This window comes from Ralstonia sp. PBBBR1 (assembly GCF_002256165.1).
GTDB classification, from domain to species: Bacteria; Pseudomonadota; Gammaproteobacteria; order Burkholderiales; family Burkholderiaceae; genus Ralstonia; species Ralstonia thomasii.
The window spans coordinates 181,544-204,931 of record NZ_NKIL01000007.1; the positions used below are offsets into that span (position 1 = coordinate 181,544).

Annotated in this window: 26 protein-coding genes and 1 pseudogene; 6 read left to right on the forward strand and 21 right to left on the reverse strand. The window is 64.1% G+C overall.

The window, feature by feature from the left end; all coding sequences use genetic code 11:
* Positions 1-69: 69 nt before the first annotated feature.
* Complete coding sequence (locus CFE42_RS14265) at positions 70-2,469, forward strand: DUF6600 domain-containing protein (RefSeq protein ID WP_004628640.1); 2,400 nt, start codon at positions 70-72, stop codon at positions 2,467-2,469.
* A gap of 98 nt (positions 2,470-2,567) precedes the next feature.
* Here the strand turns inward: CFE42_RS14265 and CFE42_RS14270 are convergent, their stop codons facing one another.
* From CFE42_RS14270 to CFE42_RS14345, 16 genes are all read right to left on the reverse strand, one after another.
* Complete coding sequence (locus CFE42_RS14270) at positions 2,568-2,984, reverse strand: F0F1 ATP synthase subunit epsilon (RefSeq protein WP_004628639.1); 417 nt, start codon at positions 2,982-2,984, stop codon at positions 2,568-2,570.
* 91 nt (positions 2,985-3,075) lie between these two features.
* Complete coding sequence (gene atpD / locus CFE42_RS14275; protein ID WP_004628637.1) at positions 3,076-4,485, reverse strand: F0F1 ATP synthase subunit beta; 1,410 nt, start codon at positions 4,483-4,485, stop codon at positions 3,076-3,078.
* Between the two features lie 36 nt (positions 4,486-4,521).
* A complete protein-coding gene (gene atpG, locus CFE42_RS14280) occupies positions 4,522-5,397 on the reverse strand; it encodes a F0F1 ATP synthase subunit gamma (protein ID WP_004628636.1) in 876 nt (291 codons plus the stop codon).
* A 64-nt stretch (positions 5,398-5,461) separates the two neighbouring features.
* Positions 5,462-7,003 (reverse strand): F0F1 ATP synthase subunit alpha, encoded by a 1,542-nt coding sequence (gene atpA, locus CFE42_RS14285; RefSeq protein WP_004628633.1) that lies wholly within the window; start codon positions 7,001-7,003, stop codon positions 5,462-5,464.
* 73 nt (positions 7,004-7,076) lie between these two features.
* Positions 7,077-7,613 carry a F0F1 ATP synthase subunit delta gene (locus CFE42_RS14290; RefSeq protein ID WP_004628631.1) on the reverse strand — a complete coding sequence of 179 codons (537 nt, stop codon included), beginning with the start codon at positions 7,611-7,613 and terminating at the stop codon, positions 7,077-7,079.
* A gap of 2 nt (positions 7,614-7,615) precedes the next feature.
* Positions 7,616-8,086 carry a F0F1 ATP synthase subunit B gene (locus tag CFE42_RS14295; RefSeq protein ID WP_004628630.1) on the reverse strand — a complete coding sequence of 157 codons (471 nt, stop codon included), beginning with the start codon at positions 8,084-8,086 and terminating at the stop codon, positions 7,616-7,618.
* Between the two features lie 106 nt (positions 8,087-8,192).
* On the reverse strand, positions 8,193-8,459 hold the full coding sequence (gene atpE, locus CFE42_RS14300) for a F0F1 ATP synthase subunit C (protein WP_003262709.1): 267 nt from the start codon (positions 8,457-8,459) through the stop codon (positions 8,193-8,195).
* Positions 8,460-8,542: 83 nt separating this feature from the next.
* A complete protein-coding gene (gene atpB / locus CFE42_RS14305) occupies positions 8,543-9,424 on the reverse strand; it encodes a F0F1 ATP synthase subunit A (RefSeq protein WP_004628622.1) in 882 nt (293 codons plus the stop codon).
* 231 nt (positions 9,425-9,655) lie between these two features.
* Positions 9,656-10,204, reverse strand: coding sequence for an ATP synthase subunit I (locus CFE42_RS14310; protein WP_012436729.1), 549 nt, complete (start codon positions 10,202-10,204; stop codon positions 9,656-9,658).
* Between the two features lie 349 nt (positions 10,205-10,553).
* A complete protein-coding gene (locus tag CFE42_RS14315; RefSeq protein WP_004628618.1) occupies positions 10,554-11,465 on the reverse strand; it encodes a ParB/RepB/Spo0J family partition protein in 912 nt (303 codons plus the stop codon).
* A gap of 17 nt (positions 11,466-11,482) precedes the next feature.
* A complete protein-coding gene (locus tag CFE42_RS14320) occupies positions 11,483-12,268 on the reverse strand; it encodes a ParA family protein (RefSeq protein ID WP_004628617.1) in 786 nt (261 codons plus the stop codon).
* Between the two features lie 37 nt (positions 12,269-12,305).
* On the reverse strand, positions 12,306-12,974 hold the full coding sequence (gene rsmG / locus CFE42_RS14325) for a 16S rRNA (guanine(527)-N(7))-methyltransferase RsmG (RefSeq protein WP_004628615.1): 669 nt from the start codon (positions 12,972-12,974) through the stop codon (positions 12,306-12,308).
* Positions 12,974-14,923, reverse strand: coding sequence for a tRNA uridine-5-carboxymethylaminomethyl(34) synthesis enzyme MnmG (gene mnmG, locus CFE42_RS14330; protein WP_004628613.1), 1,950 nt, complete (start codon positions 14,921-14,923; stop codon positions 12,974-12,976). The genes rsmG and mnmG overlap by 1 nt, the downstream gene beginning before the upstream one ends.
* Complete coding sequence (locus tag CFE42_RS23940) at positions 14,896-15,324, reverse strand: LysR substrate-binding domain-containing protein (protein WP_080633377.1); 429 nt, start codon at positions 15,322-15,324, stop codon at positions 14,896-14,898. The genes mnmG and CFE42_RS23940 overlap by 28 nt, the downstream gene beginning before the upstream one ends.
* Before the next feature lie 360 nt (positions 15,325-15,684).
* On the reverse strand, positions 15,685-16,833 hold the full coding sequence (locus CFE42_RS14340; protein WP_004628609.1) for an ABC transporter substrate-binding protein: 1,149 nt from the start codon (positions 16,831-16,833) through the stop codon (positions 15,685-15,687).
* A 161-nt stretch (positions 16,834-16,994) separates the two neighbouring features.
* Entirely contained in the window at positions 16,995-17,648 is a 654-nt protein-coding gene (locus CFE42_RS14345; RefSeq protein WP_052035679.1) for a short chain dehydrogenase, read from the reverse strand.
* On the opposite strand from CFE42_RS14345, the gene CFE42_RS14350 reads away from it, so the two are divergent.
* Both CFE42_RS14350 and CFE42_RS14355 read left to right on the forward strand, forming a co-directional pair.
* Positions 17,604-17,882 (forward strand): LysR substrate-binding domain-containing protein, encoded by a 279-nt coding sequence (locus CFE42_RS14350; protein WP_274521283.1) that lies wholly within the window; start codon positions 17,604-17,606, stop codon positions 17,880-17,882. The genes CFE42_RS14345 and CFE42_RS14350 overlap by 45 nt on opposite strands.
* A gap of 5 nt (positions 17,883-17,887) precedes the next feature.
* Positions 17,888-18,103 (forward strand): DUF3820 family protein, encoded by a 216-nt coding sequence (locus CFE42_RS14355; protein ID WP_004628605.1) that lies wholly within the window; start codon positions 17,888-17,890, stop codon positions 18,101-18,103.
* Between the two features lie 12 nt (positions 18,104-18,115).
* On the opposite strand, the gene CFE42_RS14360 is transcribed toward CFE42_RS14355, so the two are convergent.
* Positions 18,116-19,012, reverse strand: a complete 897-nt coding sequence (locus CFE42_RS14360) for a LysR family transcriptional regulator (RefSeq protein ID WP_004628603.1) — start codon at positions 19,010-19,012, stop codon at positions 18,116-18,118.
* 104 nt (positions 19,013-19,116) lie between these two features.
* Here CFE42_RS14360 and CFE42_RS14365 point away from each other — a divergent pair, with 104 nt between their 5' ends.
* Positions 19,117-20,073 (forward strand): SDR family oxidoreductase, encoded by a 957-nt coding sequence (locus CFE42_RS14365; protein ID WP_004628601.1) that lies wholly within the window; start codon positions 19,117-19,119, stop codon positions 20,071-20,073.
* Here CFE42_RS14365 and CFE42_RS14370 read toward each other — a convergent pair.
* The gene (locus CFE42_RS14370) at positions 20,059-20,610 is read right to left on the reverse strand and encodes a phosphonate degradation HD-domain oxygenase (protein WP_004628598.1); all 552 of its coding nucleotides are present in this window, start codon (positions 20,608-20,610) and stop codon (positions 20,059-20,061) included. The two genes, CFE42_RS14365 and CFE42_RS14370, sit on opposite strands and share 15 nt — an antisense overlap.
* Positions 20,611-20,779: 169 nt before the next feature.
* Here CFE42_RS14370 and CFE42_RS14375 point away from each other — a divergent pair, with 169 nt between their 5' ends.
* Positions 20,780-21,157, forward strand: a complete 378-nt coding sequence (locus tag CFE42_RS14375; RefSeq protein ID WP_004628596.1) for a cupin domain-containing protein — start codon at positions 20,780-20,782, stop codon at positions 21,155-21,157.
* On the opposite strand, the gene CFE42_RS14380 is transcribed toward CFE42_RS14375, so the two are convergent.
* Both CFE42_RS14380 and CFE42_RS14385 read right to left on the reverse strand, forming a co-directional pair.
* Entirely contained in the window at positions 21,147-21,905 is a 759-nt protein-coding gene (locus CFE42_RS14380) for a TSUP family transporter (RefSeq protein WP_004628594.1), read from the reverse strand. The genes CFE42_RS14375 and CFE42_RS14380 overlap by 11 nt on opposite strands.
* A 23-nt stretch (positions 21,906-21,928) precedes the next feature.
* Positions 21,929-22,366 carry a hypothetical protein gene (locus CFE42_RS14385; RefSeq protein WP_037043831.1) on the reverse strand — a complete coding sequence of 146 codons (438 nt, stop codon included), beginning with the start codon at positions 22,364-22,366 and terminating at the stop codon, positions 21,929-21,931.
* 118 nt (positions 22,367-22,484) lie between these two features.
* Here CFE42_RS14385 and CFE42_RS14390 point away from each other — a divergent pair, with 118 nt between their 5' ends.
* Positions 22,485-22,736 carry a hypothetical protein gene (locus CFE42_RS14390; protein ID WP_004628591.1) on the forward strand — a complete coding sequence of 84 codons (252 nt, stop codon included), beginning with the start codon at positions 22,485-22,487 and terminating at the stop codon, positions 22,734-22,736.
* Between the two features lie 233 nt (positions 22,737-22,969).
* On the opposite strand, the pseudogene CFE42_RS14395 reads toward CFE42_RS14390, so the two are convergent.
* Positions 22,970-23,388 (reverse strand): annotated as a pseudogene (locus tag CFE42_RS14395) (branched-chain amino acid ABC transporter permease); the annotation flags it as partial.

Consider the following 23,388-nt stretch of genomic DNA (forward strand, 5'->3'; position numbering starts at 1 on the left):
CCTCGCCGCCTGCCGCGTTAAATGGAGACATCCACGCGGCACAGGCCGCTATAAAAACGAGGGCTCATCATGTCCAAGGTTTCCCGTCGTTCCCCCCTTTCCGGTGTACGGCTGCCGTATGTGTTGCGCGCGGTGGGTGTTGCCGCCGTGCTGCTGGTCTGCGGTGCGCAGGCCGCGATGGCAGCCGATCCGGCTTCACGGGTGGCGCGACTGTCGGACTTTTCCGGCACGGTGAGCTTCGCGCCCGCCGGCTCCGATGATTGGGCCGGCGCCTCGCTCAACCGCCCGCTCACCACGGGTGACCGCCTGTGGTCCGACCAAGGCAGCCACAGTGAGCTCCACGTCGGCTCCACAGCGTTGCGCCTCGGCCAGAACACCGGCGCCACGCTCGTCGACCTGGACGACCGCAACACGCAGGTGAAGCTCACGCAAGGTGCCCTGTCGGTTCGCGTGCGGTCGCTGCCGGCCGACCAGACCATCGAGATCGATACGCCCAACCTGGCGTTCACGCCGCAGGCACCGGGCGAATACCGTCTTGACGTCGCCCCCGATGGTTCCAGCACGACCGTCACCGTGTGGCACGGTCAGGGCACGGCCTACGGCGATGACCGCTCCACGCCGCTCGGCGCAGGTCAGCAAATCCGCTTCGGCGGCACGGACCTCGCCGAGGCCGGCGGCACCGACAACCCAGGTCGCGACGCCTTCGACCGCTGGGCCGAATCGCGCGATGCACGCGAAGACGCTTCGGTCTCCGCCCGCTACGTCGGCCGCGAAATGACCGGCTACGAGGCCCTCGACGACAACGGCACCTGGCGTGAAGAAGACGGCTATGGCGCCGTGTGGGTACCGCGCGCCGTGCCCGTCGGCTGGGCACCGTATCGCACGGGCCATTGGGCCTGGGTGGCGCCCTGGGGCTGGACGTGGGTGGACGACGCGCCGTGGGGCTTTGCGCCTTTCCACTACGGCCGTTGGGCGTACGTCGGCACGACGTGGTGCTGGGTGCCGGGACCGGTGGTACCGCGGCCGGTCTATGCGCCAGCGCTCGTCGGCTTCGTGGGCGGCGGAGGCGGCGGTGGAGTGAGCTGGGGGATCAACATCTCGATCGGCTCGCCGGGGGTGGCATGGTTCCCGCTGGCGCCGGGCGAGGCGTATCGCCCGGTGTATGCGGCCAGCCCGACCTACGTGACGAACATCAACCGCACGGTGGTGGTGAACAACGTCACGGTCAACAAGACCATCATCAACAACACCACCAACGTGACCAACGTTCGCAACGTGAACCGCGTCACCTATGTCAATGCCAACAACCCAGCCGCACTGACGGCGGTGCCAGCCAAGACCTTCGTCAACGGCCAGCCGGTCGGTCCCGCCATGACGCATCTGCGACCGGAACAATTGCGCGCGCAGATGGCGCATGCGCAGTTTGTGTCGACGCCGGCGCTGGCACCGGTGCGTGCCAGCCTGGTGGGTGCAGCGGCCAACGGCGGGCCGCACCAGTTGCCGCCGCAGCAGGCGTTTGCACGTCAGGCGATTGCAGTACGAGCACCCGCCGCGCCGGCAGGTGGACACGATGCATTGGCAGAACGGTTCCGCTCTCAAGGCGGTGCGCTCCCGGGCGCTGGCCCGGCATGGACGGGCGGCAACGTGAGCGCCCGCGTTGCGCCAGTGCGAGGCCACGCCGATACGGGAATGCCGACCGCGCCAGCCGCTGCACAGGCAGCGGGTCTACGGTTGACTCGCGCCGCGCCGAGTGGGCCCAATGGACCAAATGGGCCCTCACGCGCCGGTAACGAGCTTGGCCGACCGGCGGAACAACGCGGTCCGAATGGGCCGCAAGGGTTGATGGGCTCCCCAAACCCGCAGAATGCGCAGACGGCCCATGGTGCCCAACCTGGATCAGCTCCACAGGGTCTGATGGCCCCGGGCGCGATCAACCGGCCACGCCCGCTGCCGGGTGCCGCCGCGCCGCAGGACCGCCCGGGACAACCGCAGACTACACAGGCGCCACAAGGCCCGGCGGGCATGACGACACGTCCACCGCTGCGCGACGGCGCGCCCGGTACACCGCGAGAAGAGCGCCGCGCCTTCGAACCGCGTCCGCAACTGCCGCAAGCCGGCGCGCAAGCGCCACAACCTCAGCCGCAGCGCGGCGGCCAGGAGCCGAATCGCTTCAACGGTAACCCGGCACCGGCCATGCAGGAGCGCCAGCACAACGAACCGCCGCAGATGCGCGCACGCCCCGAGCCCGAACAACGCCGGCCGGAACCGCACATGGAAGCCCCGCGTCCCGCACCGCAACCGCACGTTGAGATGCGCCCGCCACAACCGCAGCCTCAACCGCGTCCGCCTGAAGCCCATCCGCCACAACCGCAGCAGCAGGCACAACCACCTCGGCAGGAACACCACGAGGCCCAGCCGCATCCGCAAGGCAATCGCGGTGATGAGAAGCGCGAAGGTGAGCACCGCTGAGCAGGCACTGCGCCAGTTCTCAGGCAAAAAAAAGCAGCCCTTTCGGGGCTGCCTTTTCCTCTGCGCCGGCCGATGACACCGGCCGGTACACACTTGCCCTAGCGTTTGCGACGCAGGCGCGCGATCGCTGCAAGCTGCGCAGCGGCCACGGCCAGTTCACTCTGCGCACGGGCCAGATCCAGGTCGCTGCCTTGATTCTGCAGCGCCTCTTCAGCCGCACGCTTGGCTTCGTTCGCCTTGGCTTCGTCCAGGTCGTGACCGCGGATTGCGGTATCGGCCAGCACGGTCACCCTCTTGGGCTGCACTTCGAGAATGCCACCGGCAACGAACACGAACTCTTCGCCGCCGTCTTCCTTCTCGATGCGCACGGCGCCCGGCTTGATGCGCGTGATCAGCGGCGTGTGGCCGGGCAGAATGCCCAGCTCGCCGGCTTCACCAGGCAGCGCCACGAACTTGGCATTGCCGGAGAAGATCTCGTGCTCAGCGCTGACGACGTCTACATGAATGGTTGCCATCTCGATTCCTTTGCTCAGAAAAGCGGCTTCCTGAAGGGGATTCAGGAAGCCAGTACTGGCCCCGGCTTACGCGCGGTGCCAGACGTTGCTCTTACTGGAGCTTCTTGGCCTTCTCGAAGGCTTCGTCGATCGAGCCGACCATGTAGAACGCCTGTTCCGGCAGGTGATCGCACTCGCCGTCCACCAGCATCTTGAAGCCGCGGATGGTTTCCTTCAGCGGCACGTACTTGCCCGGCGAGCCCGTGAACACTTCTGCAACGTGGAACGGCTGCGACAGGAAACGCTGGATCTTACGGGCGCGGCCCACAGCCAGCTTGTCTTCCGGCGAGAGTTCGTCCATGCCCAGAATCGCGATGATGTCGCGCAGTTCCTTGTAGCGCTGCAGCGTCTTCTTCACGCGGTCGGCGACTTCGTAGTGCTCCTGGCCAACCACTTGCGGGTCGAGCTGGCGCGACGTCGAGTCGAGCGGATCCACTGCGGGGTAGATACCCAGTGCAGCGATGTCACGCGACAGCACGACGGTCGAGTCCAGGTGCAGGAAGGTCGTTGCCGGCGACGGGTCGGTCAAGTCATCGGCCGGCACGTACACGGCCTGGATCGACGTGATCGAGCCAGTCTTGGTCGACGTGATACGTTCCTGCAGCTTGCCCATTTCTTCAGCCAGCGTCGGCTGATAGCCCACGGCGGAAGGCATACGGCCCAGCAGTGCCGACACTTCGGTACCGGCCAGCGTGTAGCGGTAGATGTTATCGACGAAGAACAGGATGTCACGGCCTTCGTCGCGGAAGCGCTCGGCCATCGTCAGGCCGGTCAGCGCCACGCGCAGACGGTTGCCCGGCGGCTCGTTCATCTGGCCGAACACCATGGCCACCTTGTCGAGCACGTTGGAGTCCTTCATTTCGTGGTAGAAGTCGTTGCCCTCACGGGTACGCTCGCCCACGCCAGCAAACACCGACAAGCCCGAGTGCTGCTTGGCGATGTTGTTGATCAGCTCCATCATGTTCACGGTCTTGCCGACGCCGGCGCCACCAAACAGACCCACCTTACCGCCCTTGGCGAACGGGCAGACCAGGTCGATCACCTTGATGCCGGTTTCCAGCAGGTCCACCGACGGCGACAGCTCGTCGAACTTCGGGGCCTTCTGGTGAATCGCGCGCTTTTCGTCGCAGGCGATCGGGCCGGCTTCGTCAATCGGACGACCCAGCACGTCCATGATGCGGCCCAGCGTGCCGTGACCGACCGGCACCGAGATCGGCGCACCGGTGGTCGCCACGCGCATGCCGCGACGCAGACCGTCGGACGAACCCAGCGCGATGGTACGCACCACGCCGTCGCCCAGCTGTTGTTGCACTTCGAAGGTCAGGCCCTTCTCGGCGAACGAAGCGTCGTTGCTGTCGTCCAGCACCAGCGCGTCGTAGACCTTCGGCATCGCGTCGCGCGGGAACTGAATGTCCACCACGGCGCCGATGCACTGCACGATATTTCCGTTTGCGATACTCATTTGTATCTCCAATAACTTGATTCTTTGCCGTGGCTATCAGACTGCAGCTGCGCCGCTGACGATCTCGGACAGTTCCTTCGTGATCGCTGCCTGACGGGTCTTGTTGTAGACCAGTTGCAGTTCGCCGATCACGTTCTTCGCGTTGTCCGAAGCCGCCTTCATCGCCACCATCCGGGCCGATTGCTCGGAGGCCATGTTCTCGGCCACCGCCTGGTACACCAGCGCCTCGACATAGCGGATCAGCAGCTCGTCGACCACCGTTTGCGCGTCCGGCTCGTAGATGTAATCCCACGAGTAGGCCTGCTTCTCGGCGTCGCTCTGCGCGAGCTTGTCGGCGGTCAGCGGCAGTAGCTGCTCGACCACCGGCTCCTGCTTCATCGTGTTGATGAAGCGGGTGTACGCCAGGTACACGGCATCGATCTGGCCAGCGTTGAACGCGTCCAGCTGCACCTTGATTGCACCGATCAGCTTTTCCAGATGCGGCGTGTCGCCCAGATGCACGACATTCGAGACCACCTTTGCACCGACGCGGCCAAGGAACTGCATGCCCTTGGTACCGATGGCGGTGGTTTGCGTCTCAACGCCCTTGTTCTGCAGATCGCGCAGTTGGGTGGTGACGGCACGCAGCACGTTGGTGTTCAAGCCACCGCACAGGCCCTTGTCCGTCGTCACGACGATCAGGCCGGCACGCTTGATGTCGCGCGCAACCATGAACGGGTGCTTGTACTCCGGATTGGCCAGCGCCATGTGCGCAGCCACGTTGCGGATCTTCTCGGCGTACGGGCGGGCAGCACGCATCCGTTCCTGCGCCTTGCGCATCTTGGATGCGGCGACCATTTCCATCGCCTTGGTGATCTTGCGCGTGTTCTGCACGCTCTTGATCTTGGTGCGGATTTCTTTTGTTCCGGCCATTTCACTCTCTCCGTTCCGACCTGGCCACGCAGGCTAAGCGTGACCAGTTCAGGGAATGACGCGGTTAGAACGCGGCGGACTTCTTGAAATCCTCGATCGCGGCACGCAGGGCGGCCTCATCGTCCTTCGACAGATCCTTCGTATCTTCGATGCGGTTGATGAGGTCGGCGTACTTCGTCTTCAGCGTGTCGTGCAGGCCCTTTTCAAACGCCAGGATGTCCTTCACGTCCACGTTGTCGAGGAAGCCGTTGTTGGCTGCGTAGAGCGACGCGGCCAGCTGCCACACCTGCAGCGGCTGGTATTGCGGCTGCTTGAGCAGTTCGGTCACGCGGCGGCCGCGCTCGAGCTGCTTGCGGGTCGCTTCGTCCAGGTCGGAAGCAAACTGCGCGAACGCAGCCAGTTCACGGTACTGGGCCAGGTCGGTACGGATACCGCCGGACAGCTTCTTGATGACCTTGGTCTGGGCAGCACCACCCACACGCGACACCGAAATACCGGCGTTGATTGCGGGGCGTACACCTGCGTTGAACAGGTCGGTTTCCAGGAAGATCTGGCCGTCGGTAATCGAGATCACGTTGGTCGGCACGAACGCGGACACGTCGCCGGCCTGCGTTTCGATCACGGGCAGTGCGGTCAGCGAACCGGTCTTGCCCTTGACTTCACCGTTGGTGATCTTCTCGATATGCTCGGCGTTCACACGCGCAGCACGCTCCAGCAGACGCGAGTGCAGGTAGAACACGTCGCCCGGGTAAGCCTCACGGCCAGGCGGACGGCGCAGCAGCAGCGAAACCTGACGGTACGCCCAAGCTTGCTTGGTCAGATCGTCATACACGATCAGCGCGTCTTCGCCGCGGTCGCGGAAGTACTCGCCCATCGTGCAGCCGGCGTAGGCCGACAGGTACTGCATGGCAGCCGAATCGGAAGCGGCGGCAGCCACCACGATCGTGTATTCCAGCGCGCCGTGCTCTTCGAGCTTGCGCACCACGTTGGCGATCGTCGAAGCCTTCTGGCCGATTGCCACGTACACGCAGAAGATGCCCTTGCCCTTCTGGTTGATGATGGCGTCGACTGCCACGGCGGTCTTGCCGGTCTGGCGGTCGCCAATGATCAGCTCACGCTGCCCACGGCCGATCGGCACCATGGCGTCGATCGACTTCAGACCGGTCTGCACCGGCTGGCTCACCGACTGACGCGCGATCACGCCCGGAGCGACCTTTTCGATCACGTCCGTCTTCTTGGCGTTGATCGGGCCCTTGCCGTCGATCGGCTGGCCCAGTGCGTTGACCACGCGGCCCAGCAGTTCCGGGCCAACCGGCACTTCCAGAATGCGGCCCGTGCACTTGACTTCGTCGCCTTCGGAAATGTGCTCGTACTCACCCAGCACCACAGCGCCGACAGAGTCGCGCTCGAGGTTCAGCGCGAGGCCGAACGTGTTGCCCGGGAATTCCAGCATTTCGCCTTGCATCACGCCCGACAGGCCATGAATGCGGCAGATACCGTCCGTCACGGAGATGACCGTGCCGGTGTTCTTTGCGTCAGCGCCAGCCTTCAAGCCCTCGATACGGGTCTTGATCAGGTCGCTGATCTCGGAGGGGTTCAGTTGCATCGAATGCTCCTAATTCTTCAATCTGTCTGCGGGCGCGATATCGTCGATTGCATCGGCGCCTCGCGAAACAGCATTACGCGGCGGTCAGCGCAGACTGCATCTGCGTCAGGCGCGCGCGCACCGAGGTGTCGAGCACTTCGTCGCCAATCTGCACACGCACGCCGCCGATCAACGAAGGATCGACGCTCACGTGAGCCTGCAGCTTCTTGCCGAACTTGCGTTCGAGCGTGGCGACCAGTTCGGTCAGGGGCGCGCCCTCAAGCGGGAACGCACTGGTGATCTCGACGTCGGCGGCGCCTTCGCTGGCATTCCGCAGCACATGGAATTGCGCGGCAATTTCCGGCAACAGCGTCAGGCGCTTGTTGGCCACCAGCAGGCCAACCAGTTCCTTCGCCTCATGCGATACCGGAGATTTCAGCGCCGACAGGAAGATCCCCGCCACATCGGCTTTGGAGAGCTTCGGATCATCGGCGACTGCCTTCATGTCGGGCACGGCGGCAATTTGCCCCATTTCCGACACGAGCTCAGACCATGCACCCAGATTGCCGGCCTTCGCCACGCGGAACAGCGCCTCTGCGTACGGACGGGCAACGGTTGCGAGTTCTGCCATGATTACAGCTCAGCCTTGAGTTGATTGAGCAGATCGGCGTGGACCTGCGCATTGACTTCACGCTTGAGGATCTGCTCGGCACCCTTGACGGCCAGAACAGCAACCTGGTCACGCAGCGATTCACGCGCGCGCACGGTTTGCTGCTCGGCTTCGGCCTTGGCTTGCGCGATGATGCGCGCGGCTTCGGCTTGGGCGTTTTGCTTGATCTCATCGGCGGTCATCTGGGCGCGCTTTTCAGCGTCCGCGATGCGTTGCGCGCCTTCATTGCGCGCCTCGGTCAGTGCTTGGTCGACCCGCTTGTTGGCCAGCTCCAGCTCGGCCTTGCCCTTATCGGCAGCGGCCAGGCCATCGGCGATTTTCTTCGCGCGTTCGTCGAGCGCCTTCACCAGGGGCGGCCAAATGAATTTGGCAACAACCCACCACAGGATGAAGAACACGACCATCTGCGCGACGAGTGTGGCGTTCAGGTTCATGGTGTGTTCCTTTCGGTATTGAGACTACGGATCAATGCACGAAGCGGCGAGGGTCACGCGGTGCGTTCACCCTAGCCGCCTCCGGCATCATGCAGACCGAAAAGAATTACTTGATGACCGACAGCAGCGGGTTGGCGAACGCGAACAGCATGGCCACACCAACACCGATCAGGAATGCCGCGTCGATCAGGCCAGCCAGCAGGAACATCTTCGTTTGCAGCGGGTTCATCAGTTCAGGCTGACGTGCGCAGGCTTCGATGTACTTACCGCCCATCAGTGCGATGCCGAGGCAGGCGCCGATAGCACCCAGGCCAATGATGATGCCGATACCGATGGCGGTCAGACCTTGGATGTTGGCGAGAAATGCTTGCATGATGACTCCCTTTTACGTGAAAGACTAAGAACTTGAGAACTTGGAAAAATCAAACGGAACCGGAGAACCTGAACCGCAACTACTTAGTGGTGTTCATGTGCCTGGCCGATATACACCAGCGTCAGCATCATGAAGATGAAGGCTTGCAGCAGCACGATCAGGATGTGGAAGATCGCCCACACTGCGCCAGCCACCACGTGACCCACGAAACCCAGTGCCGACGTATCAGCACCGAACGTCCAGACCGAGCCAAGCAGCGCGATCAGCAGGAACACCAGTTCGCCCGCGTACATGTTGCCGAACAACCGCATGCCCAGCGACACAGCCTTGGCGAGGAATTCAATGATGTTGAGGATCAGGTTGAATGGCGCGAGGTACCACTTGGCGCCGAACGGTGCCGACAGCAGCTCGTGTGCAAAGCCGCCGGCGCCCTTGATCTTGAAGCTGTAGTAGATCATCAGGATCAGCACAGCGAACGACATGCCGAACGTACCGTTCAGGTCAGCCGTGGCCACCGCGCGGTGGTGCGGGACGTGCACGCCGAAGGTACCGAGCAGGTGGTTGACGCCCGTGACCCAGTCCACCGGGATCAGGTCGACCGCGTTCATCAGCGTAACCCACACGAAGACCATCAGCGCCAGCGGAGCGATCCAGGAACGATCGCCGTGGATGATGCCCTTGGCCTGATCGTCGACCATCTCGACAACGAGTTCAACGAAAGCCTGGAAGCGACCCGGAACGCCGGCGGTGACGCGGCGTGCGGCAATGCCCAGGACGATGATGCCGATCAGGCCCATCAACACGGACCAGAACATCGTGTCCCAGTTGATGACGGAGAAGTCGACGACGGAGGCCTGCTTGCCGCCGATGCTGTTGAAATTCTGCAAATGCTCCGCGATATACGCGGAAGGCGTAAGAGCGTGCTCGGCGGCGTGGCCGGCGGCTTCTGCGACTTCAGTTGCCATGATGATTCAGTCCAATATTGCGAAACATTCTTCGTGACCCGTTCCGACTCGCGCCCGATGCAACCAGGTTTCCCCGGGAGATCGCGGACTGCACGCGGCTGAAACACGCCACCTTATTCTTGCGGAGTGTCAGCGCAATGAACCGGGCTTCTCCTGCCTCAGGTCCTTGCCGTGTACCAACACGTCCAGTGTGCCCGCCATGTCGTGGTGGGCTGGAGCCGATTCAACGCACTATCGCAGCGCGAGACCGACCCAATACATCTTGAGCGCCAGGATCAGGGTGATCAGCAAGGGCGGCCAATGCAGGCCCTTGAACACCACCACCACGATCACCAGCAGCGCGACCGTGCCAAGCACCTTGATCGCTTCGCCCACTACCAGACGGGCGATGGATTCGAACCCCTTGGCCGTCGACAGCCGCATCGCGAACCATGCCGAAGGCACCACGCATACGCCACCGCCCAGCAGCGCCGACAATCCAGCCTCGGCGGCTGACGCAGCGCCCGCTCCCGCGAACCAAGTGCCGACATACCAACCGAGCGCACACAACAGTGTGATGGCCACCTGGCCGAGCACGATGGAAAAGGGCGTGATACGCGAGGCCTGCAGAGCCTGCTCGCCGAACAGGGCGACCGCTTCGTCATGCGAGAGCACATGCACCGGCGGCTCCGCCTGCTCCTCATCGTCCCAACCGTCGCGCTTCGGATCCTGCGCCGACGTGGGTCGGGCGGCTTTCAACGAAGCGTAAGAATCGGGCCGTTGCCGGTCGGTTGGCTGCATGGAAGAATGCGCTTTCATCATGCCGCACCGCTTTGGGTCAGGCGGATTTAAAACCGCACGATTTTACGGGACATGGCGTTCGCCAGTCAACGCGCAAGCGAATGCTCGTGCGGGCGCCTTCGACAGCACTCCGTGCGGCCACGTTCCATACGGCGAGCGCAATACGGTGCTGTCGCCGGGGCACCGAATCCGCCTGATGGTGCTGCACCCCGTTGATTCCATGATGGTGCTGGCGAAGCGCCGCGTCGATGACGCGCGAAGTAATTGCACCAATTCCGTGCCAAAGTGTGCCCGTACACGGCGCCACGACGACGGCTGCAATACGTGCGTCAAACTGTCGCAGGGAAACTCAGGCCGCCTCTTCGTTGCCGTCCGGTCGCAGGCGCGCGAGCAAGCCGTCGAACTCGTCAAGACTGCTGAACTGCACGGTCAACTGACCACGGCCCTTGGCCGCCAGCTTGATCTGCACACCCAGGCCCAGTTGATCGGCCAACTCCTCTTCCAGGCGCGCGACGTCACGACCACCTTGGTGACCGCCCTTTTGCTTGAGTGACTTCAGCTCGAATGGCTTGAGCGTCAACGCGACCAGTTTTTCCGTCTCGCGCACCGACAGGCGCTTGTTGACGATCTGGTTGGCCAATGTGATCTGCGTAGCGCCATCGACGGCGAGCAGTGCGCGGGCATGGCCCATGTCGAGGTCACCGGCCATCAGCATGGTCTGCACGGGCTGGGCAAGATTCAACAAGCGCAGCAGGTTCGACACCGCGCTGCGCGAACGCCCTACCGATTCCGCCGCCTGCTCGTGCGTGAACTGGAATTCACGCACCAGGCGCGCAATGCCCTGCGCCTCTTCCAGCGGGTTGAGATCTTCGCGCTGGATGTTCTCGATCAGCGCCATGGCAGCGGCTGATTCATCCGGCACGTCCTTCACGAGGACGGGCACTTCGGTCAAGCCGGCGAGGCGCGAAGCGCGGAAGCGGCGTTCACCCGCGATGATTTCGTACTTCGGCTTCGCGCCGTCTGACTCGACCTTGCGCACCAGAATCGGCTGCATCAGGCCTTGTGCGCGGATGCTGGCGGCGAGCTCCTGCAGCGCGCCTTCGTCCATGCGCGTGCGCGGCTGATATTTGCCGGGCTGCATCTGTTCCAGCTTCAGGACCGTCGGGGCGCCCTCCTGCTTGGCGGCTTCGACAATCTCGGCTGGACTGCCGAGCAGCGCTTCGAGGCCGCGGCCCAGTCCCTTTTTCTTCATCGTGCTCATGTTGTTCCTCTTACCGCTCAGGCCGGCGTGTCGGCCATCTGCCGCACGCGCGCGATCATCTCGGCGCCGAAATCCAGATAGGCCTTGGCCCCCTTCGATGCCACGTCAAACGCCACGCCCGGCATGCCGTACGACGGCGCTTCGGCCAGACGCACATTGCGCGGGATGACCGTCTTGAACACCTTGTCGCCGAAGTGCGATTCGAGTTGCGCCGAGACCTGCTGCTGCAACGTCACGCGCGGGTCAAACATCACGCGCAACAGACCGATCACCTTGAGATCGCGGTTCAGGTTGGCGTGCACCTGCTTGATGGTGTTGACCAGATCCGACAGGCCTTCGAGTGCGAAGTACTCGCACTGCATTGGCACGACCACGCCATGCGCGGCGCACAGGCCGTTGAGCGTGAGCAGCGAGAGCGACGGCGGGCAATCGATGAGGACAAAGTCGTAGTCGGCTTCCACTTCGGCGAGCGCAAGCTTGAGGCGGTTCTCGCGATGTTCCAGATCGACCAGTTCGACTTCGGCGCCGGCCAGGTCGCGGTTGGCGGGCAGCACGTCATAGCGCCCTGCCTCCGAGCGCTGGCGCGCCTGCGGAATCGTCGCCAGCCCCACAAGCACCTGGTAGACGCTGAATTCCAGCGTGTGCTTGTCGATGCCCGAGCCCATCGAAGCATTGCCCTGAGGGTCGAGGTCGACCAGCAGCACGCGTTGCCCTTGCGCGGCCAGCCCGGCCGCGAGATTCACCGTGGTGGTGGTCTTGCCGACCCCACCCTTCTGGTTGGCGATCACGAAAATATTCGACATGACTCCTCTGCGGTGAATGGCTCGCTACAACGTTCGCTCACGCCGACGGCGCGAGGATGACCAGGTGACGCTCAGCCGGCAGCCCCGGCACGGTCAGGCGCTCGATGGCTTCGACGGTCCAGCCGGCGGGCAGGCGTTCGATTTCGGCATCCGGGCGCACGCCCTTCATGGCGACCGTGCGGCCGCCGGGCGCCAGCAGGTGCCCGGCCAGATTCACGAAATCGACCAACTCGGCAAACGCGCGTGACGTGATGACGCCGTAGCCGGTGGCATCGGCCAGTTTTTCTACATGGCCCCAATGCGATTGGGCATTGGCCAAGCCAAGCTCGGCGCGGCACTGCGTCAGGAAGGCGGTCTTCTTCTGCACGATGTCGACCATCGTGACGCTTACATCTGGGAAAGCGATGGCCAGCGGAATGCCCGGCAGCCCACCACCCGAACCGACGTCCAGCACGCGCGGTGCGTCGGGTTGGGCGCGGCGGGCCAGCTCGGCGATGCGCGACACCGCCGACAGCGAATCCAGCAGGTGATGCGTCAGCATGTCGCCGGCATCACGAATGGCGGTCAGGTTATAGACGCGGTTCCATTTGGCCAGCAGCCCTTGATACGCCAGCAGGCGATCGACCTGCGCGTCGTCCAGCGACAAGCCAAGCGCACGGGCGCCGGCTTCCAGCTCTGCTCGGGCGTCTGTCAGTGCATGCGCCATCAAGCGGCCTCGCCTTCTGAACTGGCGCGCGGGCCAACTTGGCCTCGTAGCACGCCCTTCTTGAGGTGCACGAGCAGCAGCGACACGGCGGCCGGCGTGATGCCGGAGAGACGTGAAGCCTGTCCGATGGTCTCGGGCTTGTGCTTGGCGAGCTTCTGCTGGACCTCGATCGACAGACCGCGCACTTGCGAATAATCGAAATCGGCCGGCAGACGGGTGTTCTCGTTCGCACCGAGGCGCTCCACTTCATCGGCTTGCCGGGCGATATAGCCGTGGTATTTGATGCCGATCTCGACCTGCTCGCGGATCTGCTCGGCCAGCAACGGGTCTTCAGCCAACGGCGATTCGAGCGCGTACTTGCCGCCCTGCATGCCCATAAGGGTTTCGTACGTCACGTTAGGCCGGCGCAGCAAGTCGGCCAAGGCGTACTCGCGCTCAATGCCTTTGCCCAGGACCGGCTCAGCGTCTTCCAACGGAAGCGTGGCCGGATTCACCCAAGTCGACTTGAGGCGCTCTGTTTCACGTGAAACAGCGTCACGCTTCCGGTTGAAGGCATCCCAGCGAGCATCGTCGACCACGCCCAGCGTGCGGCCGACTTCGGTCAAGCGCATGTCGGCGTTGTCTTCCCGCAGGCTGAGGCGGAACTCGGCCCGGCTGGTGAACATGCGATACGGCTCGGTCACGCCCCGGGTGATGAGGTCGTCGACGAGCACGCCCAGATAAGCCTGGTCGCGGCGCGGCGTCCAGGCATCCTTGCCCTGCACTTGCAGGCCGGCGTTGATGCCCGCCAGCAGGCCTTGCGCCGCGGCCTCTTCGTAACCGGTCGTCCCGTTGATCTGGCCAGCGAAGAACAGGCCGGAAATCGCCTTCGACTCCAGCGAGGCCTTGAGGCCGCGCGGGTCGAAGTAGTCGTACTCGATGGCGTAACCGGGACGCAGGATGTGGGCATTCTCCAGCCCGCGCATTGAGTGGATCAGGTCGAGCTGCACATCAAACGGCAGGCTGGTCGACACGCCGTTCGGGTAAAACTCGTTGGTCGCCAAGCCCTCCGGTTCCAGGAAGATCTGGTGGCTGTCCTTGCTGGCGAAGCGATGGATCTTGTCTTCGATGCTGGGGCAGTAGCGTGGCCCCACCCCTTCGATCACGCCCGTGTACATGGGGGAGCGGTCCAGCCCGGCGCGGATGATGTCGTGCGTGCGCTCGTTGGTGTGCGTTACCCAGCACGGCACTTGACGCGGATGCATGTCCGCGCGGCCCATGAACGAGAACACCGGCACCGGATCGAGATCACCCGGCTGCTCTTCGAGCACCGAAAAATCGATGGAGCGGCCGTCAATGCGCGGCGGCGTGCCGGTTTTGAGGCGGCCTTGCGGCAGCTTCAATTCCTTCAGACGCGCCGACAGCGATACCGCAGCCGGGTCGCCCGCGCGACCGCCGGTGTAGTTGTTTAGCCCGACGTGGATCTTGCCGTCGAGGAACGTGCCGGCCGTCAGTACCACGGCACGTGCACGGAACTGCACGCCAACCTGCGTCACCGCCCCGATTACGCGATCGCCTTCTACCACCAGGTCTTCCACAGCCTGCTGGAACAGCATCAGGTTCGGCTGGTTTTCCAGGCGATGACGGATCGCCGCCTTGTACAGCACGCGGTCTGCCTGCGCGCGAGTCGCCCTCACGGCCGGGCCCTTGCTGGAATTGAGGATACGGAACTGGATCCCGCCCTCGTCCGTCGCAATGGCCATGGCGCCGCCGAGCGCATCCACTTCCTTGACCAGGTGACCCTTGCCGATGCCGCCGATGGACGGATTGCAGCTCATCTGCCCCAAGGTCTCGATGTTGTGCGTCAGCAGCAGGGTCTGGCAGCCCATGCGCGCCGCCGCCAGGGCGGCCTCGGTGCCGGCGTGTCCGCCGCCCACCACGATCACATCGAAATCAATTGGATACAGCATGGCTTCCTCCTCGCATGGAGGCATTGAAAATTTGGAGAAGCGGAATTATAAGTCGCGCAGCTACACCACAGTTCGACCATGCGGTAATCGAGACGAAATTCCCCCGCTTTTCGTGTTTCACGTGAAACATGCACCGCTTGTCGGGCAGGCTTGTGTTTCACGTGAAACACACCGAGGGTTGGCCTTCTGGCATCGTGACCCGAATGCGTCCGCAGAAAGTCGATGAAGACGCGCAGCTGGCCCGGCATCCGAGGCGTGCCTGGGAAATAGAGATGAAAGCGATACATCGGCGGACACCACGGCTCGAGCACTCGAACCAGGCGGCCGGCCGCCACATGCTCGGTGACGAGGTCTTCCAACACGTGCGCCAAGCCCATGCCCTGCTTCGCCGCCTCGACCATCGCCAGCACATCATTGGCGATGAAGCCCCCGTCACATCGGCCGACTGAATGGCGCCACCGCGGGGTTCGACAAACTCCCAGTCATACAAGGCGCCGCTACTCGGAAAGCGATATCGGATGCACCGATGCCCGCGCAGTGCGTCCAGCGATTCAGGAGTGCCGTGCGCTTGCAAATAGCCTGCGCTGCCCACCACCGCGATACGGCGCGCCGGTCCAATCGGCACGCCGACCATGTCGCGGCGCTGCCCACAACCACGGCATCGCCAGTACCGAAAAGCCTCGCCAGCGCTTGAGCCCCAAAAGCAAAACGCACGGCGCGAACCGTGCGTTTTGCTTTGGGCAATGACGTGGGCTACGTCATTAATTCTGCAGCTTCCACTTCCCGTCCTTGATCTCCACCATCACCCGCGCCCGCTGATCCAGCCCGAGGTGATCCTTCGCATTCATATTCATCACGCCGTGCGAGATGGCCAGGTTGGTCGTCGTCTCCATCGCATCGCGCAGCCCCTTGCGGAACGCCGGCGTGCCGGGTTGCCCCTTCTTCAGCGCTTCGGGCATCGCCTGCGTGAACAACAAACCGGCATCCCACATGTGGCCACCGAAGGTGGAAACCTGCCCGCCGTAGGCCTTCTCATACGCAGTCTTGTACGCCAGCGCCGGCTTCTTTACCGGGTTGCTGTCCGGCAGTTGCTCGGCAACCAGGATCGGGCCCGCGGGCAGGTACGTGCCTTCGCAGTCCTTGCCACACACACGCAGGAAGTCGGCATTCGCCACGCCGTGCGTCTGATACAGCTTGCCCTTGTAGCCGCGCTCCTTGAGCGCCCGTTCCGGCAACGCGGCCGGCGTACCCGAGCCTGCGATCAGCACCGCATCCGGATTGGCTGACATGATCTTCAGCACCTGCCCCGTCACCGACGTATCGGTCCGAGCAAAGCGCTCATTGGCGACGACCTTCAGCTTGCGCAATGCAGCCACCTTGTCGAACTCCTGCGCCCACGAATCGCCATAGGCATCGGCAAAACCGATCAGCGCGACCGTCTTCACGCCGTGGTTAGCCATGTGTTCGGCAATGGCGGTCGCCATGTGGGAATCGTTTTGCGGCGTCTTGAAGACCCACGCCCGCTTGGCGTCCATCGGCTCGATGATCCGCGCTGATGCGGCCAAGGTGATCATTGGCGTTTGGTTCTCGGCCACCACATCCACCATCGCCAGCGAGTTCGGCGTGACGGTCGAACCGATCACCAGGTCGACCTTGTCTTCGGTGATCAACTTGCGCGTGTTCTTGACGGCCGTGGTCGTGTCAGACGCATCGTCGAGCACGATGTACTCGATTTTCTTGCCGGCGATTTCCTTGGGGAGCAGCGCGACGGTATTCTTTTCCGGAATGCCTAGCGAAGCGGCCGGCCCCGTGGCAGACACCGTGATGCCGACCTTCACCTGGGCGAACGCCGTACCTGCCAACAGTGCCGTCGCGGCGAGTGCAATGCGGGATGCGCGCGAAACCTTCATGCCGTCCGTCTCCTGAGATATGCGAAGCGGGTCTGCGCCCGCCCTGGATCTGCGATTTGGCCGACCGCTGGGTCGGGGATGAACGAGTCTAGAAGGAGTCACGCCACGCGAGCAAGGGGGGAGATACCCCAAACCTTAACGTGTTCACGATCTGGGCAGATTCAGCCTACGCGATACACCCGCCCGCTCTGCACGCCTTCCACGCTGCGGCGGTAAGCCAGTGCCGCGCGGGCCGCCGGCACAGGCTCGAAGCCGGGAAAAAACGGGCCATACGCCTCCATCGATTCAGTCAGCACCGTCGGGCTTACGGCGTTGATGCGGATACTGCGCGGCAATTCGCATGCAGCAGCGCGCACGAAGCCTTCCACGCCAGCGTTCACCGCGGTCGGGTTGGCGCCCTGCGCGATCGCCTCCTGCCCCACGATACCGGTCGTGAGCGTGATCGAGCCGCCGTCGTTCAGATAATGCTTGCCCACAAGCGCCAAGCGCACCTGCCCGAGCAGCTTGTCCTGCAGGCCGACGTTGAAATCCGCCGCCGTCATCTTTGTCAGCGGCCCGAAGAAGAGGTTGCCTGCAGTGGAGACGATCGCGTCGACCTGGCCGAGCCTATCGAACGGCGCGGCCACGCTGTCGGCATTGGTGATGTCGAGCTGTTGCTCGCCCTGCGTGTGGCCAACGCGGATGATTTCGTGCGCACCGCCCTGCTCCAGTTCCGCCACCACGGCGCGGCCCAGCGTGCCGCTGGCACCAATCACGACGATCTTCCTGTCTTGCTCCCTCGCAAATCCTGTTGGAATGGCGCCTACGACGGCCATGGCTTGCGCGCGGCAGCGGTGGCCGTTGCCGGCCTGCTGCTGCCCGAAGTGCTCGTCGCCGAAAACCTGGCAAGCGGGCGCCTCGTGCGCGCGCTGCAGGCGTATGCACCCGAGCCGCGACCGGTTCATCTCGTGTATCGGCAGGATCGGCGGCCGTTACCGAAGCCTTCCGGTTTTGTGGAGCATTTGCTGGCGCAGGTGCCCACGTTCGTCCCCGCATCGGCGGCACAATAGCGCCCATGAACCCCGAAGACCTCCACCGCCTTGTCACCACGCAGATGCCCTTCGGCAAGTACAAGGGCCGCCTGATTGCCGACCTGCCGGGCCATTACCTCAACTGGTTCGCGCGCGAGGGCTTTCCGCCGGGGCAGATCGGCCGCTTGCTCGCGCTGATGCAGGAGCTGGATCACAACGGCCTGAAGGGCCTGCTCGACCCACTGCGCCAGGGCCGCTGACAACGCGATCGATCAATCGCCGTTGATGTAACGCAGCAGCCCCGTCGCCAGCGCATCAAACACCACGCGGCAGCGCGGGCTGTCACGCAGGTCCTCGTGCATGGCGAGCCAGGTGTCGAGCGTGATGGAAATCTGATCGCCGAACAGCCGAACCAGATCTGCGTTGTTCCGCACCAGCCCGATCTGGCAGAAGCCGATGCCAAAGCCTGCACGCAGGGCGGCAATCGCAGCCAGGTCACTGTCGGTGCGCAGTGCGAAGCGGTTGCGTTGAACCCACGGCAGTTGCGCTCGCATGCTGCGCAGGAACGCATTCTCTTTGTCGTAGCCGATCAAGGTGTGGGCCGCGAGTTCTTCCACCGTGCTTGGCGTGCCGCGCTGCGCCAGATAGCGCCGGTGGGCAAATATCCCCAGTTCGATCGCGCCGATGTGCCGCGCGACGAGCACGCCCTGGCTCGGTGGCTGCATGCGCACGGCGATATCCGCCTCGCGGCGCAGCAGGTCTTCCATCCGGTTGGAGGGCACCAGTTCGAGCGTCAGCTCCGGATAGGCGGCGTGCAGGTCGGCGAGGATGGGCGGCAACACTTCCACCGCCACCACCTCGCTGGCAGTGATGCGCACGGTGCCGCGCACGCCCTCGCCCTGGCTGGAAGCGGCGCGCAGCAAGGCGGCGCTCGTGGCTTCGAGCGATTCCGCAAACGGCCGCAGCGATAGTGCCGCTTCTGTGGGGCTCAGCCCCTGCTGCGTTCGGAGGAAGAGCGACATGCCCAGCGCTCGTTCGAGCGCACCGACATGCCGCCCCACCGTCGGCTGCGTCAGCCCCAGCGCGCGGGCGGCGCCCGACAGCGATCCTTCTCGCACGACGGCAAGAAACGTCCGATACAACTCCCAACCAGGTTCTGATCCGCTCATACAAATTTGTATAGCTGCACGCTTGATATCAACAATTCCATTGAAGCATAGCTGCGCCCAGAATGCCTCATCGCAACGCTCTCTCTCACATCAGGAGCACGGTCATGGAACAGGCAAAACGCATCGCATTGGTGCTGGGCGCCACCGGCGGCATTGGCGGTGAAGTGGCACGCCGACTGGTGGCGCGCGGCTGGCATGTACGGGCGCTGCAGCGCAATCCGGTCGCGCTGACGAACCGCAACACCGCATTCGAGTGGATTCGCGGCGACGCGATGGTGCGCGAAGACGTGGTCGGCGCGGCGCAAGGCGCGGAGCTGATCATCCACGCCGTCAACCCGCCGGGCTACCAGAACTGGGCCGGCCTGGTGCTGCCGATGATCGACAACACCATCGCCGCCGCCCGCGCCTCGGGTGCGCGCATCGTGCTGCCGGGCACGGTGTACAACTTCGCGCCGGACACGTTTCCCGTGCTGCGCGAAACCACCCCGCAGGCACCGCTCACGCGCAAGGGCAAGATCCGCGCGGAGCTGGAGCGCCGCATGCAGGCCGCCAGCGCCGACGGTGTGCGCAGCCTGATCGTGCGCGCCGGCGATTTCTTCGGGCCGCAAACCAGCAACACCTGGTTTGCCGGCGCGCTGGTCAAGCCGGGCAGGCCTGTCCGCACCGTTACGCATCCGGGCGCCGCCGGCATCGGTCATCAATGGGCGTATTTGCCCGATGTGGCCGAAACGATGTTGCGTCTTGTCGAGCAAGGCGACCGTCTGCCGGACTTCGCCGTCTATCACATGCACGGCCACTGGGATGCCGATGGCACGCAGATGGCCGCATCGATTGGCCGCGCGGTGGGCTACCCCGTCAAGACGCGCGCATTCCCGTGGTGGCTGATGCCCGCGCTGACACCGTTCTCGGAGATGCTGCGCGAGATGCGCGAGATGCGTTATCTGTGGCAGCACCCGGTGCGCATGGACAATGCCAAGCTCGTGCAGGCACTCGGCGCCGAACCGCACACGCCGTGGGACGAAGCCGTGGGCGCGACGTTACGCAGTCTAGGCTGCCGCTGAAACCCGCGCGGCCATCGCCAGGAAGTGCGCAAGGTCAGGCGTGCGCTGCCCCGCCACCTTGGCGAGGTCATCCCACTGGCGCAATTGCAGCGCATCGGCAGCGTATGGACGCTGCATGAAGGCCTCGGCCTCGTGTGTCGAAAACACGCCGCCCTGCAGCGCCAGGCTGCGTACCGAATCCGCTGATAGGCGTGCGTAGTAATGCGCGTCCATCGCGCACAGGCAGCGCTTGGCATCCACGTGCAGGCGGATCGGCTCCAGCACGGCGTCCGGAAACGTCGCGCGCAGAAATGGCAGCGCAACGTACTGGTGCTGATCGTCGATGCCGTGCGCGGTGGGGGTCTCACCTTGCAGGTTCAGCAAATGACCGAGGTCGTGCAGCAACGCCGCCGTGATCAGCGCATCCGGCGCGCCGGCCGCCTCCGCCAGCGCCGCCGTCTGCAACGCATGTTCGCGTTGGGTGACGGGCTCGCCACTGTAGGCAATGCTGCCGTGGCGATCGAACAGCGTGCGGATGTCGTCAAGACTCAGGGCCATGATGCTGCGCAGGTAAAAGCGGAACTTTGCAGCCTAGCCAGCCCGTGCGGCAACAAGGTGACAACGCACCGCGCATTAGCCCGCGTGATCGGCGCGATTAGAAAGTTTGGTTGGGAATGCGCGGCGGGCGCCCGTATCTTCAGTGCCTTCCCACCCATCGGAGCGCACCATGCTCGCAGGACACGCCGTACAGGTCACGCACGCGCTGGAACAGGTCACGGACTATTGGTCGCCGCGCATTGTCGGCCAAGTCAACGACCAATACATCAAGGTCGCCAAGCTCAAGGGCGAATTCGTCTGGCACGACCACCCGAATGAAGACGAACTGTTTTTCGTGGTCTATGGCCACCTGAAAATCGCCTTCGAGGACCGCGCCGATGTGCATCTCGGCCCCGGTGACTTCTGCGTCGTACCGCGTGGCGTGCGGCATTTTCCGGTTGCCGACGAGGAATGCGGAATCATGCTGATCGAAACCGTGACCACGCAGCACACGGGCGATGTCATTACCGAGCGCAGCGTGGCGCTCGAGAAGCAACTCAACGGATGAACGCGTCGTAAGCCGTCTTCAAAATCAACGCCAGCACCACCACGATGAACACCTTGCGCACGAAGCGGCTGCCGTGCCGCAACGCGAGGTGGCTGCCGACCTGATTGCCGGCCACGTTGGCGACTGCCATCACCACGCCAAGCTGCCACCACACGTGGCCCTTGGCGGCCAACAGTAACAGGGCCGCCACGTTGGTCGCCAGATTCACGATCTTGGTGGACGCCGACGCGTGCAGAAAGTCGTACCCAAACACGCGCACAAACACGATCATCAGAAAGCTGCCGGTGCCCGGGCCGAAGACGCCGTCGTAGAAACCGATGGCGGCGCCAGCCAGCAACGCCGTCGCCCGCTCGCGCCAGCCCTGGAGGCTCGGGGCGTGATCGGCGCCCAGATTCTTCTTGGCCACCGTGTAGACGAGCAGCACCGCCAGCACGAACGGCAGCGCACGGCGCAGCGGTTCGGCGGGAATATGCATGAGCGCCCACGCGCCCAGTAGCGAAAACATAAACGCGGTGACCACCGCCGGTGCCGTCGCGCCCCAATAGATGCGCACCGTGCGGCCGTAGCGCACCGCCGCCGTCGCGGTGCCCGACATCGACGCGACTTTGTTGGTGCCGATGAGCGTGGCGGGCGCGATGTTCGGATACGCCGAGAACAGCGCTGGGATCTGCACCAGGCCGCCGCCACCGGCCACGGCATCGATCAGGCCAGCCAGAAAGCCGGCCACGGCGAGCAAAGCGAATTCCATCAGGAGAAACGAAACACGAAGGATTAGCCCAGCGACTTGGGCGACGGGCGTGCGCTGCGCCGCCAGCAGCCCGACGCGTCGGGCACAAAGCCGAGCGCTGCGGCGTCTTCAGCCGAAAGCGCCGCGGGCGGCAGCAGGACGTGGAGTATGCCGTGTGCCCTGGCGTACTCATTGACGGCCGCCAAGGCGGCCTCACGCGTGGCCATGTCACCGGTAAATAGCATCACGCCAGCCGGCAACCACGCCACCAGACCGCCCAGCACCAGATGCGGCACGAGCGTGATCGGCACCACGCCGGCCAACGCCTCACCCGTCTCCACCAGGAAGCATGGATGCACGCTCGGATGAGCGAGCAGCGTATCGACGGCATGCGCCAGCTGCAGCGGCGAGGCGGTCGACGCGACGGCGGCCAGCAGGCGCGGCCGGTCTTCAGGCGTGGCAAGGCGAGTGGAGAGGGTCATGGACAGTTCTGGCGAAGCGCCATTGTCATGCAGCGCACGCATAGGCGTCGACAACGAATGCATTTCTCTTGTGAATCTGCGCGAACCAGAATGGATGCGTCACCCCACGGAGCCCGCCATGGCAGACCCGACCCGCGCCCTCACCCTGCAATTGCTGCAGTCGCTGGCCGAGCGGCCCCGGCCCTACGCCGAAGTGCTGGAAACGTGGCGGACGTCGTGCCCGCGCTTGTCGATCTGGGAGGATGCCTGTATCGACGGGCTGGTCGACTGCGCGCCCGAATCCCCGCCTGAGCTGCGGCTGGTGACGGTCAGCGCCCGGGGGCGGGCACTGCTGGCCGGCGCCCTCGCGGAAGGAGACCGCACAAACTAAAAGGCCCTGCCGGGGATCGCCTGGCAGGGCCTTTATCTATTTTGCATCTCCACCGTACATGCGGTGTGTGCTGTCGTCTCCTCGCTCCCGCCTCATTTATCTCGTGCGAAAACCGTAACGAGACTGTAAAAGATGCACCGCAATGCAGCAACTAGAGCAAACCCTTACGGTGCATGAGGCACCAAGTGCAGCCGTTCGGGTGAAATTTACCGGCATCTTCGCGCATTGTGGCGTCAACGTCGCAGCCAGGGCACACGCGCCGCAATTTCGCCCATGATGCCGCGCCGGAACGTCAGCACACAGATCACGAAGATCGCGCCCGTGACCGTGGTGACCGATTCGCCAAGGATATTGAAGCCGTCGATGCCAGTGGCGCCAGCGAGGAAACTGCCGATGTCGCCGAGCTTGTTTTCCAGCGCGATCACGAGCGCCGCACCCAGCAGCGGGCCAGACAGGATACCCAGGCCGCCTACCAGCGTCATCAGGATGACCGAGCCGGACATCGACCAGTGCACGTCGGTGAGCGTCTCGAAGCCGAGCACCAGCGTCTTGAGCGAACCGGCCAGGCCCGTCAGCGCCGCCGACAGCACGAAGGCCAGCAGCTTGAAACGATCGGTGTCGTAGCCGAGGGACGTGGCGCGCGGCTCGTTCT

What these genes read in the sequence shown, in the direction of transcription:
- CFE42_RS14365 (WP_004628601.1), top strand. Translation starts at nt 19,117, where the DNA reads ATGGAACAGGCAAAACGCATCGCATTGGTGCTGGGCGCCACCGGCGGC.
- atpG (WP_004628636.1), bottom strand. Translation starts at nt 5,397, where the DNA reads ATGGCCGGAACAAAAGAAATCCGCACCAAGATCAAGAGCGTGCAGAAC.
- CFE42_RS14270 (WP_004628639.1), bottom strand. Translation starts at nt 2,984, where the DNA reads ATGGCAACCATTCATGTAGACGTCGTCAGCGCTGAGCACGAGATCTTC.
- CFE42_RS14345 (WP_052035679.1), bottom strand. Translation starts at nt 17,648, where the DNA reads ATGGCCGTCGTAGGCGCCATTCCAACAGGATTTGCGAGGGAGCAAGAC.
- rsmG (WP_004628615.1), bottom strand. Translation starts at nt 12,974, where the DNA reads ATGGCGCATGCACTGACAGACGCCCGAGCAGAGCTGGAAGCCGGCGCC.
- CFE42_RS14295 (WP_004628630.1), bottom strand. Translation starts at nt 8,086, where the DNA reads ATGAACCTGAACGCCACACTCGTCGCGCAGATGGTCGTGTTCTTCATC.
- CFE42_RS14310 (WP_012436729.1), bottom strand. Translation starts at nt 10,204, where the DNA reads ATGCAGCCAACCGACCGGCAACGGCCCGATTCTTACGCTTCGTTGAAA.
- CFE42_RS14320 (WP_004628617.1), bottom strand. Translation starts at nt 12,268, where the DNA reads ATGTCGAATATTTTCGTGATCGCCAACCAGAAGGGTGGGGTCGGCAAG.
- CFE42_RS14360 (WP_004628603.1), bottom strand. Translation starts at nt 19,012, where the DNA reads ATGAGCGGATCAGAACCTGGTTGGGAGTTGTATCGGACGTTTCTTGCC.
- CFE42_RS14315 (WP_004628618.1), bottom strand. Translation starts at nt 11,465, where the DNA reads ATGAGCACGATGAAGAAAAAGGGACTGGGCCGCGGCCTCGAAGCGCTG.
- CFE42_RS14390 (WP_004628591.1), top strand. Translation starts at nt 22,485, where the DNA reads ATGGCAGACCCGACCCGCGCCCTCACCCTGCAATTGCTGCAGTCGCTG.
- atpA (WP_004628633.1), bottom strand. Translation starts at nt 7,003, where the DNA reads ATGCAACTGAACCCCTCCGAGATCAGCGACCTGATCAAGACCCGTATC.
- CFE42_RS14375 (WP_004628596.1), top strand. Translation starts at nt 20,780, where the DNA reads ATGCTCGCAGGACACGCCGTACAGGTCACGCACGCGCTGGAACAGGTC.
- CFE42_RS14265 (WP_004628640.1), top strand. Translation starts at nt 70, where the DNA reads ATGTCCAAGGTTTCCCGTCGTTCCCCCCTTTCCGGTGTACGGCTGCCG.
- CFE42_RS14290 (WP_004628631.1), bottom strand. Translation starts at nt 7,613, where the DNA reads ATGGCAGAACTCGCAACCGTTGCCCGTCCGTACGCAGAGGCGCTGTTC.
- atpB (WP_004628622.1), bottom strand. Translation starts at nt 9,424, where the DNA reads ATGGCAACTGAAGTCGCAGAAGCCGCCGGCCACGCCGCCGAGCACGCT.
- CFE42_RS14370 (WP_004628598.1), bottom strand. Translation starts at nt 20,610, where the DNA reads ATGGCCCTGAGTCTTGACGACATCCGCACGCTGTTCGATCGCCACGGC.
- atpE (WP_003262709.1), bottom strand. Translation starts at nt 8,459, where the DNA reads ATGCAAGCATTTCTCGCCAACATCCAAGGTCTGACCGCCATCGGTATC.
- mnmG (WP_004628613.1), bottom strand. Translation starts at nt 14,923, where the DNA reads ATGCTGTATCCAATTGATTTCGATGTGATCGTGGTGGGCGGCGGACAC.
- CFE42_RS14355 (WP_004628605.1), top strand. Translation starts at nt 17,888, where the DNA reads ATGAACCCCGAAGACCTCCACCGCCTTGTCACCACGCAGATGCCCTTC.
- CFE42_RS23940 (WP_080633377.1), bottom strand. Translation starts at nt 15,324, where the DNA reads ATGGTCGAGGCGGCGAAGCAGGGCATGGGCTTGGCGCACGTGTTGGAA.
- CFE42_RS14340 (WP_004628609.1), bottom strand. Translation starts at nt 16,833, where the DNA reads ATGAAGGTTTCGCGCGCATCCCGCATTGCACTCGCCGCGACGGCACTG.
- CFE42_RS14380 (WP_004628594.1), bottom strand. Translation starts at nt 21,905, where the DNA reads ATGGAATTCGCTTTGCTCGCCGTGGCCGGCTTTCTGGCTGGCCTGATC.
- CFE42_RS14385 (WP_037043831.1), bottom strand. Translation starts at nt 22,366, where the DNA reads ATGACCCTCTCCACTCGCCTTGCCACGCCTGAAGACCGGCCGCGCCTG.
- atpD (WP_004628637.1), bottom strand. Translation starts at nt 4,485, where the DNA reads ATGAGTATCGCAAACGGAAATATCGTGCAGTGCATCGGCGCCGTGGTG.